16 protein-coding genes are annotated in these 20354 nt (G+C 49.0%); 1 reads left to right on the top strand and 15 read right to left on the bottom strand.

Annotation, left to right across the window (positions count from 1 at the left end; genetic code table 11):
* Positions 1-78: 78 nt before the first annotated feature.
* The 4 genes from HP399_RS07970 to HP399_RS07955 all read right to left on the bottom strand — a co-directional run bounded on the left by HP399_RS07970 (position 79) and on the right by HP399_RS07955 (position 2383).
* Positions 79-429 (bottom strand): DUF6463 family protein, encoded by a 351-nt coding sequence (locus HP399_RS07970; RefSeq protein ID WP_173618813.1) that lies wholly within the window; start codon positions 427-429, stop codon positions 79-81.
* A 25-nt stretch (positions 430-454) separates the two neighbouring features.
* Positions 455-649, bottom strand: coding sequence for a hypothetical protein (locus tag HP399_RS07965; RefSeq protein ID WP_173618814.1), 195 nt, complete (start codon positions 647-649; stop codon positions 455-457).
* Positions 646-1830: an ArsA family ATPase gene (locus HP399_RS07960; RefSeq protein ID WP_173618815.1), complete on the bottom strand. Its 1185-nt coding sequence runs from the start codon at positions 1828-1830 to the stop codon at positions 646-648. The genes HP399_RS07965 and HP399_RS07960 overlap by 4 nt, the downstream gene beginning before the upstream one ends.
* A gap of 76 nt (positions 1831-1906) precedes the next feature.
* Positions 1907-2383 carry a MarR family winged helix-turn-helix transcriptional regulator gene (locus HP399_RS07955; RefSeq protein ID WP_173618816.1) on the bottom strand — a complete coding sequence of 159 codons (477 nt, stop codon included), beginning with the start codon at positions 2381-2383 and terminating at the stop codon, positions 1907-1909.
* Between the two features lie 145 nt (positions 2384-2528).
* On the opposite strand from HP399_RS07955, the gene HP399_RS07950 reads away from it, so the two are divergent.
* Positions 2529-2717 carry an H-type small acid-soluble spore protein gene (locus tag HP399_RS07950; protein WP_173618817.1) on the top strand — a complete coding sequence of 63 codons (189 nt, stop codon included), beginning with the start codon at positions 2529-2531 and terminating at the stop codon, positions 2715-2717.
* Positions 2718-2779: 62 nt separating this feature from the next.
* Here HP399_RS07950 and HP399_RS07945 read toward each other — a convergent pair whose 3' ends face one another.
* From HP399_RS07945 to HP399_RS07895, 11 genes are all read right to left on the bottom strand, one after another.
* Positions 2780-4963, bottom strand: a complete 2184-nt coding sequence (locus tag HP399_RS07945) for a polysaccharide pyruvyl transferase family protein (protein ID WP_173618818.1) — start codon at positions 4961-4963, stop codon at positions 2780-2782.
* 4 nt (positions 4964-4967) lie between these two features.
* Positions 4968-5675, bottom strand: a complete 708-nt coding sequence (locus HP399_RS07940; protein WP_173618819.1) for a glycosyltransferase family 2 protein — start codon at positions 5673-5675, stop codon at positions 4968-4970.
* A 46-nt stretch (positions 5676-5721) separates the two neighbouring features.
* Positions 5722-7200 carry a glycosyltransferase gene (locus tag HP399_RS07935; protein ID WP_228088478.1) on the bottom strand — a complete coding sequence of 493 codons (1479 nt, stop codon included), beginning with the start codon at positions 7198-7200 and terminating at the stop codon, positions 5722-5724.
* Between the two features lie 29 nt (positions 7201-7229).
* Positions 7230-7427: a hypothetical protein gene (locus tag HP399_RS07930; protein WP_007715825.1), complete on the bottom strand. Its 198-nt coding sequence runs from the start codon at positions 7425-7427 to the stop codon at positions 7230-7232.
* Positions 7428-7441: 14 nt separating this feature from the next.
* Complete coding sequence (locus HP399_RS07925; RefSeq protein WP_173618820.1) at positions 7442-7816, bottom strand: DUF2642 domain-containing protein; 375 nt, start codon at positions 7814-7816, stop codon at positions 7442-7444.
* A 226-nt stretch (positions 7817-8042) separates the two neighbouring features.
* Positions 8043-9011 (bottom strand): aromatic acid exporter family protein, encoded by a 969-nt coding sequence (locus HP399_RS07920; protein WP_304502545.1) that lies wholly within the window; start codon positions 9009-9011, stop codon positions 8043-8045.
* A 173-nt stretch (positions 9012-9184) separates the two neighbouring features.
* Positions 9185-10846, bottom strand: a complete 1662-nt coding sequence (locus HP399_RS07915; protein ID WP_228088477.1) for a YcdB/YcdC domain-containing protein — start codon at positions 10844-10846, stop codon at positions 9185-9187.
* 126 nt (positions 10847-10972) lie between these two features.
* A complete protein-coding gene (hemQ, locus tag HP399_RS07910; RefSeq protein ID WP_173618821.1) occupies positions 10973-11725 on the bottom strand; it encodes a hydrogen peroxide-dependent heme synthase in 753 nt (250 codons plus the stop codon).
* Between the two features lie 121 nt (positions 11726-11846).
* Positions 11847-12611, bottom strand: coding sequence for a glucosamine-6-phosphate deaminase (gene nagB / locus HP399_RS07905; RefSeq protein WP_173618822.1), 765 nt, complete (start codon positions 12609-12611; stop codon positions 11847-11849).
* Between the two features lie 29 nt (positions 12612-12640).
* The gene (locus tag HP399_RS07900) at positions 12641-13534 is read right to left on the bottom strand and encodes a MurR/RpiR family transcriptional regulator (RefSeq protein ID WP_069848228.1); all 894 of its coding nucleotides are present in this window, start codon (positions 13532-13534) and stop codon (positions 12641-12643) included.
* A 144-nt stretch (positions 13535-13678) separates the two neighbouring features.
* Entirely contained in the window at positions 13679-20233 is a 6555-nt protein-coding gene (locus HP399_RS07895) for a carboxypeptidase regulatory-like domain-containing protein (RefSeq protein WP_173618823.1), read from the bottom strand.
* Positions 20234-20354: the final 121 nt, after the last annotated feature.

Here is a 20354-nt window from a genome sequence, read left to right as displayed (position 1 = left end):
ACCTCGGATATTGAAACATATGGAAAATGGTTACATTCATTTTATCTGAACCATCTACCTATCCGCAAATTTCTTACATCACTTGCGCAGCAGGATGCCTGCCTGTGGTAAGGCTAGCCAGAAGCCCGATACAGGCATGGCAATCACCCCGACCACGCATATGCCAAGAATCGTCCACCCGAAGGTAGCCGGCGGCTCCATTCCCTTCTTTTTCATCAGCCAATCCGCCATATATCCGAGCAAAATCAACAAAAAGCCAAACATCATAAACCAGAAAGCAGCATCTTCTTCCTGACCTACCGCATTCCAAAAGCCGTTTGCGACGATCTGCTGAAGTGGCTCCGCGTAGAAAAAGAGACCGACAACCGTATGCAGCAGTCCTGTCAGGATAAGAGTGAAACCCATTTGGCGCTTGATCCCACTTACCATTTCATTTCTCTCCTCTCAAGTTGGCTTATTCTTTAGAAATGTTGATTTTATGAGCTCTCGGACGGTCTTGTTCATCCTGTAACGCATCAATCACGCTGTCGATCACTGACCGCGATGCGAGTAACCATTCTTTGTAGGCATTTTTCACATGTCGCTTGGTTCCGTGCTGTTCCATGTTCCCGAGAATCGTCAGCACCTTATTCAATCCAGTACGTCTCAATGCTGGACAGCCCCTTCCCTTGCGCTAAAACGAATGATCAGTCGATCTTCCGCATATTTCGCTCCCGTAACCTGTCGTCCCATTAACACTCGTGGCAAGATGACTTTTCGCTTGTAGGCACCCGCATTTACGGTCAATTCATCCCCTGTTTGTGTTAAATCCAAGGTATCTTTATCCACAAAAGGAATCATCAGCTCCAAATGTAGCTCGCCGTCCACTTCTCGAATCAGTTCCGTCCTGCCCTGATAAAGCATGGCGGATGGGTCTTCTGTTCCAAAAACGATATCAGCCAATTCTTCTAGAATGGGTAGCCTAATCACTTCTTTTGGCATCATCGGTGCTTTCAAAATCGGCAACGGCTGAAAGTTTTCCACGATTTCGTTCTCATACTTTCGTTGCAGCTCTCGCCAGTGGGCAAAAAATCCCTCTCCCGCTTCATCCGGAAGCACCCGATTCACGATGATGGCATCGGTATTAAACCCGAACAGATTCAAGTACGTAAACGAGCGCTTTGCTTCCGCAAGCACCATTTTTTCTGGGTTTACTACGATCCTCACTGATGTAATCTCCGGGTCCAAAACAATTCGTTGCATTTCCTCTAGCCCTCGAGCGAGCTGCTCGACACTGTCTAGTACATCATCAGAAGGAAGTTCTACTTTGTTGACGATCTTGGCCACTGGGCGAACGAGTTTGATCAGCTTGCGCTCCGTCGGAAAAATTTTCTCCAACCACCAATTCAATACGTTCGGATAACTGAGCAGACGCAGTGTTTCCCCAGTGGGGGCACAATCCACTACCAGGACGTCGAACTGCCCGCTCATGGCGTGTTCCTTGATCTGCAACAAACTGAACAATTCCTCCATGCCAGGAAAAACGAGCATTTCCTCCGTTGTTATATCAGTCAGCTGTGCTTTGTCGAGCAGTGTTGTCAGCCATCCCTGTACTGCCCCCCAGTTGCGCTCGGTTTCCCGCAAGCTGTTTACTTCTTGGCCCCATAAATTTTCGCTGATTGATACCGGGTCTGGTCCGATCACAGTCCCCAATGAATCAGCCAAACTGTGTGCGGCATCCGTACTGAGTACGAGCGTCCTCTTTCCCTGCTTTGCCAGCTTAACAGCTGTTGCTGCTGCAACACTCGTCTTCCCAACCCCACCTTTGCCGGTGTAGATGATGATTCTCATCTCGACTCTCCCCTTCACGATCCATTTAATACGATTTCGTAGTAATTAGACAAAAAAAGAAGCAGGCTCGAACGGACTATTCCTCAATGTTGATCTTGATGGAACGAGCCTTTGTTTCACGAGGCTTGACAGGGTCTCCCTCCTGAAATACCTTGGCTGCCTTGAGTAAAAGGGGAGTGAATTGCTCCATTTCTTCCGGTGTAAATGCTTCCTGAAGCCTGCCCAGCATCGTCAGCATCATTTGCTCCGATTCTTTTGCGAGCTGTTTGCCTGGTTGTGTCAGTGTGACGAGCTTCACCCGTTGATCCTCTACAGAGGTAGCCCTCGCGATGTATCCTTTGCGTTCAAGCCGTTTCGCGATGCTGGTCATCGAACTAAGCGGCGCCCCCATCTCTGCAGCCAGCTCTGACATGGTCAAATCTCCGCGGAACAGCAATATGAGGAGTGTCGACAAATCAGAGCGAGTCAGTTTTTCTTCCAGCTGCATCGTATCAGACATAAAGGCAAACGGGCGCAAACCGGTTTTCAGAAAGAGGTCGTATAGTTGCTGCATACCGGTGACTCCTTTTAGTACGATTTCGTAGTAATTTCCCCTTCAATTTATTACATATTTTAGGGAATGTCAACAGGCGCAAAAAGTATACCTTGCTGGGTTGACGTACATATTAATGCTGTTACGAATGACAGGAGGAATTAAAATGAATAAACAGCGCGCGAAAGAAATCGCCGCTTCACCCGTTATGGCGAATGTTACCTGCGATGGAATACCTGTATACATCCAGCACATCGATGATGACAACGACATGGCGAGGATTTACCCGCTCAACCAGCCGGATCAGGAGATGAGTGTGCCTGTAACCAGCTTGCGGGAGCACGGTGAGTACTGATTTTCATCCCTTTTCATGAATGAAGGAGGGGACCTGTAGCGAATCACAGGTCCCCTTTTGATTTACAGCAGACCTTGGATAAACGGCTGCTCCAAATTCTCCATCATCTTTTTTTGACTGGCTGCTATTTTTGCTGCGATCTGCTCCCTGCGTGCGATTGCTTCCCAGGTACAGATGAGAATTCGGTCGCCTAATTGTGGTTCGTCTGTTGAGACGAGGAGCTCTGGTAGATCCAAGGAGTAAGCGAAGTCGATACTTTTGATGCGATACGCTAAGCAGACGAACGGAACTCCGGCAGCGGCACTCAGCACATTGGCATGCAGCTTAAAGTTAATCGTCGCCTGAAAACCTTTCATCAGCTCCAGCATTTTTGAATGGTCGTGCAGCTCCAAGTCGAGGATCGTATGCGTCGGATCGCCGATTTTTTTGTGCAGTCTTTTTATGGCTTCCCGATCCGGTCCCCACATCGTCAGCAAATGAATATCGTAGCCTAACTTGATGAGCCTCTTGGCTGCATGCACCAGCGCATCCTCTACAGCGTTCTCGTTTTTCCCATAGATGCGATTATAGGATGTCCCCCAGTTGATACCAATGGTTAATCGCTTGCTTTTGTCTGCCTCTGCTGCTGATGATGCAGGGAGAAGCAGCATCCCCGGGTCTCCGCTGATCCATGCTTTGTCGCTTACTCCCGCTTGCTGAAGGTATTGAAGAGTAACCGGTCCTCTTACACCAAAGAACGTAGCGTGTTCGGCGATTTTTTTCAGCATCTGGCTCATCTTTTCGTTGCCTGTCATGAGCTTGGTAGTCAATGTGCCAGAGGAATCGAGCTGCACCTTATCCTGTGAGTCGAATCCGCTCCCCCAGATCCATAGCCGCTTTTTCTGTTCAACAGCACGATAAGCTACATCCACATAACCAGGAACGAGAAGCGAGCCTCCCCCCAAAACAACGGTGTCATATTCGCTTAAATCGTTGAGGTCAACCCCTGGCAGCGAAGGAATCACCTTGTATTTTGCTGGGTCGAGATATTTGCGGGACAAATCGTGAAAAGCATCCCACATCAGTTCGTCACCCAAATTTTTGAACCCTAGCCAACCTACATACAAAACTTTTTTCATACTCGTCTGACCTCCCCCACTCTTCACTTGAGTGTAGATGGTAAGCAAGGAGGCACATTTCTGCGTGATATGAAAATTAGATTGGACCCACGCTCTTCCTAGACCTCCTATTTCCTTCAGTTGACTCCGGTCGCGGCATGCTTGACGCAGAGCACTGTCGATCAACTGAGGAGACGGCTTCTGCACAGAGGAATGGTCGCCGAAGTAACAGTCCCAAGCCAAATCGTAAGACGAAGGCGCGACCAACCCAACGTAGCCATGATTTCCGATCGCAAGCACAGGCTTTTCGCACGCCATCGCTTCGAGTGCGACCCTGCCTGTTCCAATCACCAAATCACTGATTGCGTAATACGGTCGGACATCGGTTTGCTCCCCCACAATGTGGATATAGGGCTGCCCTGCTGCTTTATTCAACGCTTTTGCCAGCTCATGTACATGAATGGACTGAGCACCCGAGCCCACCACCACGATATGCAAATTGGGGATTTCACTGCGCAACGTTTTGGTTGCTCGCAATACCATGTTGCACACCGTCGCTTTTTGCCAAGCCAGCCTGCTGACATACGTAACCACTGTGGCATCAGACGGCAAGGAAGGCAGCTTCACCATTTTTGCAGAATCAGGCCGGAATTCATCCACATCAATCCCATTGGAAATGAGTGTGGTTTTCACCCCTAGCTTTTCCCAGAATAGTTGGACAGGTTTGCTCACACTGATGACAGCGGAACAGAGCTGCGCCACTTTTATCGCTTCATCCTTTGGATAGTACGTGCCATGCAAGGTAAATACGACGGGTATGCCCAACTCACTAGCGGCAGTAGCGGCGAGTAAACCTGAAGGAGTCTGATGCACATGGACGATGCTAATGCCATGCTTCTTTATAACCCCCTGGTAACTCTCGATCAAATGCTGCCTGCCTACCGAGAGGGGGTCCCGTGCGGATTCGATTCGTTCAACCAAAAAACCTGCATCGACAAACTCTTGATAGAGGGGGCCGTTCCCGCCAGCATAAAACAGTTGGGCGCCCTTTTTTTGCAACGCTTTGCCTATGCTGAGAACATGTGTCTCGGTTCCGCCTGTCCCCAAATTATCCAGCACCATCAAAATGCGATCATTACTGCTATTCAAATTTTCACACCCCCTTTTTCCGATAATATTGCGCCGAACGCTGCTCAGCGTGGATTCGGTAATAGTACAACGCTTCTTCGATATTGTTGACGCCTGCTCTCGCATTCAAGGCTTTGGCGATAAATTCGTAGTCTTCTGCACCATCGATCCGACGAGTTGGGCCACCAACCTGATCAAACAAGCGCCCCCAAAACATACAGGTTCCGTGACAGACACAGTGTCCGCCGCTCCCATATACCTTGCGAATGTCATCGCCGTACCTGATCCATGTTGCAAGCTCCTTTTGTTCCGGGTGATCGGACGAAAATGCGTAATAATTCGTACCGACCAAATCAATCTGGGGATGACTTTTTAAATACTCAACCTGCCGCGAAAGGCGCAGGACATGAGAGAAATCATCCGAGTCCTGATTTGCGATGAACTCACCTCGGCTCATGTAGTGTCCGATGTTGATGGCACCCGCAAAGCCAACATTACGAGGGAGCGCATGAATCAGCACCTGATTGTCTTCTGGAAAATACCTTTCATTTTGTTCCAGCCACTCTCTGGCGACTTCTACCGATTGATCCGTCGAAGCATCATCAATCAGGATCATTTCCCAATTTTCATAGGTTTGCTGAAGGATACTGTTCAGACACTCTCGTATATAAGCAGCCCTATTGAAATTGGTAATGACGACACTAACGAGACCCTCTATTCGCTGTTTTGCCACTTTCATTCCCTCCTTCCAGTCTTCTTGTTTTCACATCGCATCCTCGCTACCGTCCTTTCGCCAGAAATTGCAAGGCTTCCACGTGGTCACCCACAATCTGTTCGACGGCAGGGGGCATTCCGGAGCTAGCGAAGTGTTTTTCTGGCCGGAGTCGGTTGGAGGTGAAGCTGTTCACCTGATGAACCAATTCCATCTTTACACCTGCCTGTGCGTATGCTGCTTGTGCTTTTGGCGGGCAAAGCAGTATGTGCCACCCGAGCGGAGCAACCGCTTCCCTGCGTAAGGCAAAGGGGACTGTCACCATAGACCCGATCCCCAAATCCTTACGATTCAAAGCCAAGTTGAGAGCTTGGCGACAAGCCACAAAGACGTTGTCTGGGCAAGGGTGATTCAAAAATGCGGAAACATCATTCAGGGCCACATCCACGCCGCACTCGCACGCGAGAACAAATGGGTACAGATCATTGGCGGTCATGATCATATCCGCATCGACAAACAGCAGAATGTCGCCTTTCGACAGACTTGCCCCAATTGCTCGTCCTGTGTCAACGCCCAATGCATATGGGAACTCTACGGTCGTCGCGCCACATTCACGAGCAAGCTGTGCTGTTTGATCAACCGAGCCATTGACGACCACGATAATTTCAACTGGCTCCAGTCGAAGAACTTCACGGATCACTTGCTGGATCGTCGCTGCCTCGTTAAGGGCTGGAATGATCACGGATACCGTTTTCCCACCGTAAAGAGTTGTTTGTCGCAAGGGCCTTTTCCCTACCTGCGTAACAGGCATACCACTGTTTTTACCGCTCACATTCTCTGCTATATCTCTTCGCCTGCCTCCATCGGACAGTCCGCCGCGAAAAGGAAGACGCGAGACGAGATCAAGCTGTTCGGCAATCACCAGCTTTTCATACAAAGAGAGCTCTTTGAGCAACGAACCGTGAAGCTGGGGCAAAAACAACCGATCTTCCGTTCCCATTCCAATCGTTTGTGTTGTAATGGATAGCCCGCTCACAACCGCCCGCTTGTGCGCTTGGACAGGCTGTGCCAACTGTTCCACTCCGATTTTGGAAAGTGCCTCTCTGGTCATCGCGTGAGGTGTGTCCAGCAAGGAAGCTTCACGCAGGTCAGAGCGACCGAAGAGGTTATTTACCAGCAGGGAAAAACTGTGGATGGGCCGTGGTTTTGTCATCCTCCTGATCCGAGTATCATGCTGTGACAAAACGACCTGTGCATTTCCATATAAAACCGGGAACAAGAAGCGCTGCAATCCAGACAGCGAATCGATTTGCTCTTCGCCGAGAAAAAGTAGGACACTCCCTCTTGCATGCTTGGCAGCCTCTCTCCGCCATCCGAACAGATTCTCAACTGCTTCTGCAAGAACGACGCGAACACCTGAGCCAAGTTCCAGGGTCCTTTTCGAAATTACGATGATCTCCAGAGGTGCAAGCTGTTTACATGCGGCAATCAGCTTTGGCAGATGAGCTGTCCCAAGCATGGCAGGAATTAGAATGGATAGGGGCACTTGGCCCCTACTCCCATGCCTCCCCACCATTAGACGACGCGCACATACGTGATACGGTCCAGTTGAAATACCACTGTTTGACCACCGCCATAGCCTGGCTCACTTGCTGCACGCACGGTTAATGTCGAATTGGTCACGCCAAGCAACTCACCGGAGATCACATCGAATCCAATTACGACTTGTACACTATCGCCTATAAACGTTCTCAATTTCTGTACATAGTTCATTTGTCTTCTCCTCCTTACACCGCATGAACATAATTAATTTGTGTGAAACGAATCAGCACACGTGTGCCGCTTGACTCTATGATTTCGGCATAGTCCCGGCCAACCTCATCCAGGACCCCTGTAACACTCCCTGCATCTGTTCCCAGCTCGACTGTTTCATGCAAATAGCGCAGCAGCACTTTACGAAAAGAATCGCTTTGCAAATTACTGTGGTTTTCTTGCAGAAATGCGGCGAATTCCTCTGTGTACAGTTCTTTCCGTAGCGAACTCCGAATGGCATCTTCCTTGTCATTTCCGCATCCTTCGTCTGTTTGCTCCTTGCCCCAGACGAGACGCCGCAGTCCTTGAAAATACTCTTTCAACTCTTTTTCATTCACAATTAATTTCATCTGGTCACTCTCATCTCCTTGATCCTACTCTTTTGATTTATTTTTCGCCGCTTGTACACGGTATACAAGTAAGTTGAAAAACGTACTAGGACAACGGTGCAATTTTTTGATTTTAATGAAAAGTTCACGTGATTTTTACCGAAAAACAAAAAAAGACTGCGAAAAGTATTCGCAGCCCTTCCTTAGATATTCTACAACTCTTTCATTGTTACGTACTGTTGCTTGTCTAACTCTTCGCCGCCTGAGCCTTTTCGTCCCTGTTTTTGCCTAGCTCATGCTTGATGAACAAATAGCTCTCAATCTCTCGAAGGAGGTAGAACAGCGAAGCACGCGTCTCAAATTCCTCTCGCGTTCGCGGCAAATCTGCTTCCTTGATCTCCTCTTGCATCACACGCAGTTGGTCGATAAAGCGGTAGGCGGTATTACCCGGATGTACCGAGTCGCTGATTCGCGCAAGAAAATCTGCGATCCGATGGCTCTCTGCCACCTGATTGTCCAAAGAAGAGACAATCGGCATCATGCGTTCCAATAACTCGAACTGCTTTTGCCGCATCACAAAATACTCGTAGTACGAATCGTTACGACGGCCCAATCGATTGCCAACATCTCGTGAGGCTAAGCGAATCGCCGTTTCCAAGACACCAGCTGTTTCGATCAATTCTTTCCCGTCCCAATCACTTTCCCCGTGACGCAAGTAGTAGCAGAACTCCCGTAAGATTTTGCTGAACAGCTTCTCTACCTTTACTTGCATCCCTTTTAGCTCTTTATCGAGACTCGGCATGTACAGATTGACCAGTAGGGCTACGCCCACACCGATGACGAGCAATGCGACCTCATTTAGCAAAAGCATCCCATCGATTCTCTTTGAAGAATACAGGTGCATAAGCACAACCATGCTGTTGACGAAGCCTTCCTGAATGCCAAAACGAACCGCGAGCGGCAAGAAAAGCAAAATGAAAAGGAGAATGGCAATCGGCGTATAGCCCATAAGGGAAAACAGGCAGACACCCATTCCTAGACCCAATAAACTGGCCAGAATCCGATTCCACGCTGTCTGAAACGATTGCTTCACTGTTACCTGAATACACAAGATCGTAATGATCCCCGCAGAAGAAGCATACATCAAGCCTAACTGCTGGGCGATCAAAATAGCGATAGCCGTTCCAATGGCTGTTTTTAACGTACGATAACCAATTTTAAACTTGAGAAAGCCCAGTCTTGTTCCCCTCCGCTGTCAAAAATGCTTAGCTGTTTCATCTCACTATACTGTATCAAAAAGTATCGGGGAACCAAAGACAAGGTTTCGTTAATTTTCGCAGGAATGTCGGTGCGGGTACTCATGCGGTCTGGCTCGTGTCACCCACTGGGCTACTGCTTTCGTTCCCTGGTAAAACTGTGCCACTTGCCATCTGCTGTGACGAGTCCCTTCTCTCCAATATAACGATAGACGAGGAGCGGCTGTTCAAGCATCTTTTCTATTCCATAATTCCCATCAACTTTTGGTTGAAAGTAGGTGAGCATAAGCTTCTTGTTATCTTTGACCACTTTTTTCGCCGTATTCAGATCGATAACCTCTTCATTTTTTGGGGGAAGAGATGAATCACCCCAAGGTACATCGTTATACTCATAGTTATACAGATCCACTACTTCCCCTGACTCAGCGTCAACATCGACTTGAAAGATGGTATCATCTACCGGTATGCCGTTTATGAGATAGCCAAATTCGATTTCATACGGTTCATCGTTTTCCCAGATTTCTTTGATCCTTTTCTCTCGCGGAACGTAATCGACCGCATAAATTTTTCCTACCTGATCGGGGTAGAATGTTTGCACGAATTTTCGTGCACTCTCCTGTGCTTCTGACCAGGTAATACCCTTTTCTATTTTCTTGCTCGCTTCCTTGAATCTGATTTTTGCATTTAAACCGAAATAGACGAAACAGCCACTGTCGTCAATTATTATGTGTACAGTATCTGACTTTTTGCCATCCCCTGTTTGCAAAACATACTCGAAAAGCCAGCTCTTTTTATCCGATTCTGAACTTGATTCATTGATCTTGCCATTCAAATTGTATATTCCGGGGAGTTTTTTGATATGTTGCTCTGCTATTTTTTGCGCCTCGTCTTTCGTAATAAGCTTTCTTTCAGTGGTAGCTGGAGGAATCGTTTTCCCTAACGGCTCTATCTTCCTTTCTTTGGCAACCTGTCCGTACGAATCAAGCATTTTTCCTGTGATAGCATCGACAACTTGTGGGTCGATTCTCTGGAATTCATAAACGAGCTGGTATGATTCAGGTTCCTTACGAAAGCTGGACGCCATATTTTTGTACCAAAATGTTGGAAATGCCCCTTCATCCCATTTCTTTTCTGCTTCTGTTATCTCGATGACTTTCGAAGCATCTGGAAGTTTCCCCTCGGACCAGCGCCGCTCAAAATAGATCACTTCCCCATCATAGCCCACTATCAGTCGAAACCCATTTTCCAGAAAAGGAATCCCGTTTTCGATACGAGTAAAGTTGACATCTATTCCCGGTTTAGCACGCTTATAGAAGATGTCCGAATCTGGATATTCATTGGGCTTGGATAAACGGCTCCGTTCTTCTTCTGTCGCTACTTGCTTAAGAAATTGAGTCGCCACTTGGAACGCCTGATCTTCTGTAAGCTTTTTTTGATTTGCATCCAAGTCCCGTTCTTCCCCAATATACTCATATTTCCATATTTCCCCTGAAGTTGCATCCTGTTGCACACCAAAGCTTCTACCATTTTCTTTATTCCATCTGGTATACCATATTGATTTTCCCCATAACATTTCAATGCCGTCTACGAATTGGGCATCTCTCAGATTATACTCACCCAGAATCTTCAACTGCTTCTGGGCAAGTGCGATGGCTTCTTTTTCCGAAAGGGTCTTCTCAGCCGCATGTACAACTGGCGCCAGATTTCCTCCCCCTACTGGAGCAAATACAGTTGTCATCAAAAGGGTAGATGACACTCCTAGTGAAAGTCCCCACGATGTAGTACGTTTTATCACAAATCAACCTCTCCTCTCCAATTGCAAACAAACAACCTTATTTTACCATTTTTGAATAACATAGGCTCAAATAAAAAAAATCCGCCAATGCGACGATCTCGCACAGCGGATTTTTGGGGATGTTGATTATACTTCCAGCTTTTTCGCCAGTGTTTCTACGTTCAATACGTTTCCTACGAGGAAGTTGCCGAATTCACCGAAGCGCGCACTCACTTCGTCAAAGCGCATTTCATAGACGATATGCTTGAATTCCAGCGGATCGTTGGCAAACAGGGTAACGCCCCACTCCCAATCGTCGAAACCAACGGAGCCACCGATGATTTGCTTCACGCGGCCAGCGTAGGAGCGACCGATCAAGCCGTGGGAGCGCATCATTTCTTGGCGCTCCTGCATGGAGAGCATGTACCAGTTGTCTTGCAGATCACGCTTTTTGTTCATTGGATAGAAGCAGATATGCTCCCATTTTGGCAGGATCGGATAGAGGCGATCGCGCACGTGTGGATTCGCTTTTGGATCTTCACCTGGGTTATGTACATAGTTGCTGAGCTCTACTACGGATACATACGAATAAGGAGCTTCAGTATAGGCAGCAAAGCGGGTTTTATTGAACGCTGTTTTGATCTCATCGAGTTCTTGCATGGTTGGACGCAGGAACATGAACACGAGGTCTGCTTTGTGTCCGAGGATGGAGTAGACAGCCGTGCTGCCTTGGTTCTCGCCCTCATTCGCTTCCCATGTGCGGATCAATGCATTCAGCTCGTCCAACGCTTCTTGGCGTTCTGTTGCGGACGCTGCTTTCCACTTTTCCCAATTGATGGTGCGGAAATTATGATACGTATACCAACCTTCTAATGTAAGCAACGCTTCGTTTGCGCTCATTCTAAATCAGCTCCTTTGAAAAATCTGGTGACCTTCTTGCAACATTCCCAGTATAGCATAAGGAACAAGTGCGTATTCGGAACAGATTGGTGAACAAGAAAAATGAAAACCAAGCGGTGCATTAGCTGCCACTTGGTTTCGTTCCTGCCAGTACGGAGGTTGTCAGCTTTCTCGCTGCTTCCTGATCCACAATGACTGTTACATTTGGATGCAATTGCAATAAGGAAGCTGGTACATCTGCCGTAGACTCACCCTCCAGCATCAATCGCACTGCCTCTGCCTTTGCCTCTCCACTTGCGAGAAGTACGACTTTTTTAGCGCCGAGAATCGTCTTGATTCCCATGGAAACTGCCTGAGTCGGAACCTGGTCCACACTATCAAAATAGCGGGCATTTGCTTCGATCGTACTGTCAGTGAGCTGGACCACGCGTGTCAATGAGTCGGCAGGGGAGCCAGGCTCATTGAAGCCAATGTGGCCGTTATTGCCGATCCCCAGCACCTGGATGTCGATCCCACCTGCCAAACGAATCGATTCCTCATAGCGTGCACACTCTGCCACATGATCTGTCGTATTCCCAACTGGCACATGTGTTTTCTCCGCAGGAATGTTGATGTGATCGAACAAGTTTTCTTGCATATACGAGCGATAGCTTTGCGGATGAGACGAGGAAAGTCCGACGTATTCATCCAGATTGAAGCTGCTCGCTTGCGAAAAATCGATGCTCTCCGCTTGCGACAGCTTGATCAGCTCACGGTACATCCCTACTGGCGTGCCTCCGGTTGCAAGGCCAAAGACAGTCTTCGGATTTGCTTTTACTTCACTTACGAGCATTTCAGCAGCTTTTCTGCTGAGCTCTGTGTAATCTTTCACGATCACGAGCTTCATTTCCAACCACTCCTATCCAATATAAGCTTTTAGTATTTTCTCTCCAGTACAGCCTTCGCTGTTCTCTCTTTATATAAAAGGGCCTTTTCCTTGTTGCGCATCGTTATTGTCGTACTAATGACATCCAGTACATGCAGCTGTGCAATTTTTGCTGCGAGAGAGCCTCCCTGCAACGGTCCTTCTTGAGCTGCGGTCAGAAGCGTAATGTCCGCTACATTCGTAATCGGTGAGCGTCGATAGTGCGTCAGGCAAATGCAAGTTGCGCCTGCCTGCTTGGCGACTTTCAATGAATCGATAGTGTCTTTCGTACTGCCTGATACAGACAACCCGATCGCGACATCCCCCGGTCCCAGAGTCGCTGCAGCCATCGCTTGCAGATGCGATTCATTAAAAGCGTCCACTCGAAGCCCGATCCGCAAGAACGTGTACTTGGCATCCTGAGCTGTTACCGCTGACGTACCTACCCCATAAAAATGGATCGTGTTCGCTTTTTGCAAAAGGTCAACACAACGCTCCAGCTGTTCGATCTGAAACAGGGCCGAGGTATCCCCAATCGCCTGTTGATTGGTTGCGGTTACCTTGTGCGTGATGATGTCCAGCGAATCGTCTTCTCCTACTTCGCCATGCAAGTTTTTGACTGGATTGACCAATTCCTGCGCCAATGCCAGCTTGAATTCCTGATAGCCATGAAAGCCAATTTTCCTGCAAAATCGCAAAACGGTCGTCTCACCCACTCCCGCCTTTTCGGCAAGGTCAATCACTGATGAATAAATCACGCTGTCTGTCTGCTGTAAGACAATGTGGGCAACCTTTTGCTCCGATTTCGTAAAGGAGGGAAGGAGACTCTGAATATGCAAAAGCGTATTTGTCTTCGTGATGGTAGCTGTCAATGGATGGGACAGCTCCTCTTGCTGTTTCACCATATGGCTCGCTCCCCCTTGAATATAAGTCATGATTTCACAGTTGTTTTTACCCAAAACAAAATAGCTGTATTTCTACAGCTATTATATCAAAAAAGGAGTTATCCGCCATATTAATTATTTTTAGTGGAGCAATTCTCCAAAATGTCAAAATGGGGTAAACAAAATGGTCGGACATGCTGCGACCCGAAAAGTTCCGCTCATTGCTGCTGGAAGCAGAGCCAGATCGAGCGTCACGATCTCCCCTGCACCCAGCGTCACTGTCCCTCTCGCTTCTCCACTCCCCATCGCATTGGCTACAACCAAATAGGTGCCGGGAGCAAGACCAGTCACCTTGTACCTGCCGAAGCTGTCTGTTTGGACGACCACAGTCGTTCTGTTTGGTTGATTCACCGTTTGCACATACACGGTCGCTCCAGCAACTGGTAAACCTGTCAAACCGGATCGAACCGTTCCTTGTATCGTACCCGCTTGAGAAAGGCGGATGATGATAAAGGTTGTTTGGTTCGGCAAAACGACTGCTTCTGCCTGACCGGTACCAATGCCCGGGATGGTCCCGATAACGGTATAAGTACCGGGAGCCACATTGACAAAATGGAACGTTCCATCCGGCTCAGCCAGGATATTTTGCAGGCGAATCTGAGCTGAGTTGAATAGCGATAATTGAATATTGTTTCCGCTGGCTTGGGTTCCGTCTGGCAAGAGTACAATCCCGGATATCGTTCCCACGATTGGCAATAGCTCAACTGTCGCCACGGTCGTCTGCCCGCTTGCGACCATAACTGTACGGTAATGTGTACCGAAGCCATCTGCGCTTGCGATGACATTGTACTCTCCAGCCGTCAAGCCATTCACCTGGAATTGCCCACTCTGGTTCGTAACGGTGTTGGCAACAAACAAGCCGTTAGAAAACAGCTGAATCGCAACAGCCGCCCCTGTAATCGGGAGCCCCGTCAACTGATTGGTCACCTTCCCAAAGATGTTGCCTGGTAGAGGAGACATCGTGAGAATGACTCCGCTAATTGTCTGTCCAGCAGTCACGGTTATGTTACTGGTTGCCGCTGCATAGCTGTCTTCACTCGCGCTTATCACATACGTTCCAGGTGGCAGGTTACCGACAGAGAAATTGCCGAGGTCATCCGTGATCGCACTACCGAACAATGTTCCGTGTGAATCCTTCACCTGTATCAATGCATTGGGAACAACACCGCCACCAGCAGCCTGTACCTGACCTGTGACCGTAGCTGGAAACGGGGGAAGCCCCACGTCGATGACCGTCGTCTGACCAGAAAAAATCGTCGCGCCAACTGGCTGGGTGGCATAGTTAAGAGCACTGATCGCCAGCGTATAGGTTAAAGGTGCCAATCCGTCGATAGTAAACTGGCCGAGACCGTCTGTAATCGCCCGAGACAGCAGGTTATTTGTGCCCGGGAAAAAGATCAGAACCTCCGCTCCTACCAGAGGCGTCCCATCAAACGCATCTCTGACGGTCCCCTGCAAAATGCCTGGGTTTGGATTTAGCGGAATATTGACTGTAGCGGTTCCCCCTGGCGCTACATCAAAGGATACGTTTTCTCTCTGATAGTTATCGTTTCTTGCCAAAACAGTGTAGTTTCCTGCCGCAAATCCATCGATGAAGTAGATCCCCTGAGCGTCTGTCTGAGTAGCAAAGAGAATCGTATTATTGTTGCCTAACAAGCGGACGAGCGTGTTCGGTAAGGGTGTGTTAAGGAGGGCATCTGTAATTTCTCCCGTGACGCTCGCAGGTAGACTCGGCAAGGAAAAATCGAGACCTGTAGTCGCTCCCAATCCGACCATAACAGTTGAAGCCTCCGCCGCAAATCCCGAAGCAGTAGCGATCAGTGTATAACTCCCCGTAGGAAGTCCGCTTACCATATATTGACCTTGCTCATCAGCCTGAACAATGGTAAGAATCGTCCCAGATGGACTTCCCTGCCGAACCGTAATGACCGCGCCGGCAATCGGCAAAGCCGTTCCTTGCTCTCGCACTGTACCTACAATCGCACCGGGTAACCCTTGTAGTGCAAAGCTTAAGGTGGACATCGACCCAGCTTGAATTTGGGCACCTGCTACATCGCTCGCATACCCGGATGCATTTACATTGACGGTATACCCTCCGGGAGCCAGTCTGTCAAACGAATAGTTCCCTGTAGCACCTGTCAAGACAGACCCTACCGCTGCACGGGTGCTGTCGAAGACGATTACCGTTGCGCCAGTGATCGGCAAGCCCGTCTCCAGATCAGTCACAACGCCGGATAAACTGCCGGGATTAGGAACTAATGCCTGCTGAAAGTTGGTAGTAATGCCCCCTTGCAAAATAACCGACTGCGAGACAGATACAAAATTCGGCGCAGAAACAGTTACATTTACGACACCCGTCGGAAGCTTCTCTGCCAAAAAATTGCCTTGATCGTCTGTCAATAATTGAGCAAGCACAACACCATGGTTATCCGTAATGAGCACGGTGCTTCCTGGAATCCCGAATCCCGTCATCTGATTGGTCACCACACCTGAGATAGCCGCAGGCAAGTCAGGTAACGTGACGGTCGTTGAAGTTGGCGTATTGGCTGTCACGATCACGCCGATACTCCCTACTGCATAGCCAGGCGCTGAAGCGATGACTGTGTAAACGCCAGGAGCAACACTCGCAAAGAAAAACACGCCCGATTCATTCGCGAGCAAGCTCTGTATGACGGCTTGATTGCTATCCATCAGCTTGACGTTGATTTCGCTTCCCGTAACCGGTACACCCAAGCCGTTTATGACACTTCCCACGATGGACCCAGGCATTGGCAAGAGCGCCACACTAGCCCCCGTCGTTTCTCCACTGACTACATTGGCCCCTACTGATTGATCAGCATAGCTAGGCGCGCTTACCGTGACGGTATAAGCACCCGGCAACAGATGTTGAATCAAATAGCTGCCCGTCTGGTCGGTACTTGCTGTAGCCACTACATTTCCGTTACTTATAGAACGAATCAGTACAACGGCGCCTGCAATGAATACCGCGGGATTCGTTGCGTCCGTCACCTGTCCACTAATCCCGCCTGCATTCGCCTCAAGAGTAAAGTCTACTCCGGTCTTATTTTCACCGGGTCCAAGTGTAACACCAACCGAGCCTGTAACATATTCAGGGGCACTTGCCACCACGATGAATGATCCAGCAGGCACGTTGCCAATTGTATAGGCCCCGTTTGAATCCGTATAGCCAAAGCCAATTGTCGTCTCATTCAAATCCAGAATACGGACAACGGCATTGACAATCGGCTGCATACCCGTGTCTTGCACCGTTCCAGAAATACTACCCGGACTCGGGATAAGCGTAAATGAAACGTTGGCCGTCTGCCCAGGCTGTACGATCGCCCCAACAGATTGAACAGCGTAGCCAGAAGCGGTAGCTATAAGGATATAAGAGCCTGGTGCGACCCCTGAAAATGAAAATGCCCCGTTCCCATCTGCGATGACAGTACCGATCAACAAGTTATTGATATCAAACAATTGAATGGTGGTTCCCGGTACGACAGGTGCTACTGTACCACTAATAAAACCGAAATCCTGATTGAGCTGAAGCTGGACAGGTGTAGTTGTATTCGCGAGCACAATGGCTCCGACATGATTGGACTGAAAGCCATCCGCAGAAGCACTGATAACGTATTGACCTTTCGCCAAGCCGGTGATAACAAAGCTACCTTGACTATCGCTGTATACTGAATGCACGACGGAGCCATTGAAATCGAGTGCATTTACTTGTGCACCAGCAATCGGCTGTAACGTCCCTGCAGCAAGCACCTGTCCTTGGATCTCGCCAGGACTCGCAAACAACGCCAAGCTGACAGGCGTATTTGTGTTGGCAAGTACAGTAGCGGAAGCACTGTTCGTTTCATAATTGGTTGCACGGGCGGTAATCGTATAAACTCCGGGTGTAAGCCCTGTGATCCCGTAATTTCCCGACAGATCGCTATTTGCATGGCCGACGATTGCCCCTGCTTGGTTCAACACGCTAACCTCTATCGAAGCACCTGTTATCGGCAGTCCCGAGGTAGCATCAAAAATCGAACCTGAAATGCTTCCCGGCAAGTCTGCCAGCTGTACATTCACCGTTGTTGCCGTCAATGAGTTGACGATTGCCCCTGTGATCACTGTCGTTTTATCTGGAGCAGATACGATGACGACGTACGCCTGTGGCAGCAGATCAGGTACCACATACTGTCCGTTCCCATCAGTCAATACAGTAGCGACAACTGCACCTGCTGCCGTATTTTCCCTAATGATGACAGTGGCACCCTGAATCGGCTGATTGCCGCTGTCTACCACCTGTCCTGCGATTGATCCCGGAGAAGCTTGAAGGACAAAAGCAAGGGACGATATTTCCTGAGGCTGCACAGTTGCCCCCAACACAACAGTGGAATAACCAGAAGCCGAAGCGGTTACGGTATATGTGCCTGGGGCCAAGTGCGGGAAGGAAAAGGTGCCAGCGCTGTCGGTGATGGTCTGCGCGACAGGAACAATTCCCTTCATAACAATGACAGTGGCATTACCAAGCGGATTGCCCCCTGTGTCCGAGACAGTCCCATTCAATACTCCTGCCAGTTTTTCCAATTGGAGGTCAACCGGTGTAGTTGCTCCAGCAATGATTCCTATCCCCACTGTTTGGCCCGCATACCCCTCTGTAGCAGCCGTAAGGATATAGGTTTCCGGCCCTAGCAAGGATAAAGAGTAGTCTCCATTCGCGTCGGTTAATGTCTCTCCTACAGCAATTCCTGAACGAGTTACCACCTTGATGCTCGCATTCGGGATTCCCTCACCCGTTTGCGCATCGGAAATGGTTCCACTTACCGTTCCAAATGCAGTCGTCAAAGAAAAATCAAGTACTTTGGCATCGCCCGCTTGCAGGCTGATTCCAGCTAATTGTGTGGAAAAGCCTACGGCACTGACACGGATTTGATAAACACCTTCTGCGAGCTTGGTCAGCAGATACGTGCCAGCCCCATCTGTTGTCGTTTCCGTCAGCGTAATACCTGTCTGGTTCAGCACTTCCACCAATGCCCCGGCAATCGGTATGCCACCCGGCCCTGTCACCAGACCAGATAGCTGAGCAACTGATGTTTGGAGCACTACATTTTGTGTAGTCGTCTGTGCTCGAATGACATTGATCGCGACTGTGGCTGGCTGGAATGTATCCGCACTGACTGCAAGTGTGTAGGCACCCGGCACGACATTGGTAAACTGATAAGTCCCCCCTCCCCCTGTCACTGTCTGGTTTATGGTCACACCTGTCGTATTAATGAGCTTTACCACTGCCCCGGATATGGGTGCTAATCCGGTATCTGTTATCGTCCCATTCACTTGACCCGGACTCGGAGGAAGCAAAATGTCTGATCTTGTGGTTTGCCCTGCTAAAACGGACACGAATTGGATTTTGGGGTCATAAGTTGGCGCGGTCACCGACACAGAATACAGACCAGGAGCCAATCCAGTAAACGAATAGGCACCATCTGTGTCCGTTGTCGTCGTACCGATTAGTACGGGAATCGAATCATACAGCTCGACATGCGCACCTGCCACAGGCAAGTTCGTGGACTGGTCAAGCACTACGCCAGCAACACTTCCAGCCAAGTTAACCGTGATGACAATATTATCCTGAACAGGAGAAAGCATTCCGCCAGAAAAGCTGTCTACGCCAGTGACTGTCGCTGTGTTTAACCGCCGCGTTCCGCCTGGAGAGACCGCGAAAACCCCATTGACCGTAAATGACAAGCTGGCAGTAGAACCAGCGGCCAAATTGCCAATCGTCCAGCTGAGTACCTTTGTGAGGGGATTGTAGATGACAGAGCCGACACTTGCTACGTTTACTGTAAAAGCTGTTACCTGATCCAGCTCGATCAAATCGTTGACAACGACTGTCGTTGCCTGGCTCTTCCCGGTATTAGTGACTGTGATCGATCCTGTCCATTGCGATAGTTGTCCTGTGGTAACGACGGCTGGTCCTGCTGTTACTTGCTTGTCGATGGCAAGGCTAGCCCGAACGTCTCCTGTCGCTACCGTAGTCGTATTGCTCAAGGAATTTTCAAAGCTAAAGCCCTCACTGGTCCGCAGAGAGTCTTTGTTGTAATTGTTGTCATTTGTAGAGGTAAAAGGCAGGAATTGAAGGGAAGTAAGGGAGGTAACACCGATCATTGAAAAAAAAGTAGCAGCTGGCATCACGAGATCAATGAAATAATCAGGATTGCCGCTAAAATTAGAGCCGTCATTCGTCAGCCGCACACGAGCCGTGTCAAAATTGATAATCGGCGCTTGCCAGTTTGGTGCTCCACTGCCGTTTGTGCCTTCTGCCGGATCGTTCCAGGAGTTAAATTCAACAATGGTGTTTTGAATCAAGGCAATGCGGTTGCGCAAGCCTTGCACGCCCAACATCCATTGGTATGTGCCAGCCACTCCGGTTGTATTGATTAAATATCCCCAGACAAAATTTTGAAAGCCTGTTTTCTGCGAATTTCTTGGATCTTCGTTGACTCTCATCCGAAAGTAAAGATTCGTTCCATCATACGCCAAAAAGACAACGGGAAACGTAGAGTTTCCTACCATGTCGGCAGAGCCGGGACTTTCATCGTTTGGGACGTCTCCGAATGGACTTCCCCCGAGCATAAACGGGATGAATTGACTGTCAGAAGGATAGGCCATTTTTCCTCACCTCTCCCCTCTAACATATGTGCATAGAGTGATATGGCCCCGGCCCTCCCTTTGCTAATTGGCTTGTCCGTGCCCGTCCCAACAAAAAAAGGGCTTTCGCCCGCAAATATTT

The sequence above is a fragment of the Brevibacillus sp. DP1.3A genome, assembly GCF_013284245.2.
In the GTDB taxonomy this organism is placed as follows: Bacteria; Bacillota; Bacilli; order Brevibacillales; family Brevibacillaceae; genus Brevibacillus.
The sequence above is the reverse complement of the archived record's forward strand: the minus strand, read 5'-3'. Positions and strand labels throughout refer to the sequence as shown.

Bases quoted from the DNA above. Each gene is read 5' to 3' on its own strand.
- HP399_RS07970 (WP_173618813.1), bottom strand. From the start codon at position 429: ATGGTAAGTGGGATCAAGCGCCAAATGGGTTTCACTCTTATCCTGACA.
- HP399_RS07960 (WP_173618815.1), bottom strand. From the start codon at position 1,830: ATGAGAATCATCATCTACACCGGCAAAGGTGGGGTTGGGAAGACGAGT.
- HP399_RS07955 (WP_173618816.1), bottom strand. From the start codon at position 2,383: ATGCAGCAACTATACGACCTCTTTCTGAAAACCGGTTTGCGCCCGTTT.
- HP399_RS07950 (WP_173618817.1), top strand. From the start codon at position 2,529: ATGAATAAACAGCGCGCGAAAGAAATCGCCGCTTCACCCGTTATGGCG.
- HP399_RS07930 (WP_007715825.1), bottom strand. From the start codon at position 7,427: ATGAACTATGTACAGAAATTGAGAACGTTTATAGGCGATAGTGTACAA.
- HP399_RS07925 (WP_173618820.1), bottom strand. From the start codon at position 7,816: ATGAAATTAATTGTGAATGAAAAAGAGTTGAAAGAGTATTTTCAAGGA.
- hemQ (WP_173618821.1), bottom strand. From the start codon at position 11,725: ATGAGCGCAAACGAAGCGTTGCTTACATTAGAAGGTTGGTATACGTAT.
- nagB (WP_173618822.1), bottom strand. From the start codon at position 12,611: ATGAAGCTCGTGATCGTGAAAGATTACACAGAGCTCAGCAGAAAAGCT.
- HP399_RS07900 (WP_069848228.1), bottom strand. From the start codon at position 13,534: ATGGTGAAACAGCAAGAGGAGCTGTCCCATCCATTGACAGCTACCATC.
- HP399_RS07895 (WP_173618823.1), bottom strand. From the start codon at position 20,233: ATGGCCTATCCTTCTGACAGTCAATTCATCCCGTTTATGCTCGGGGGA.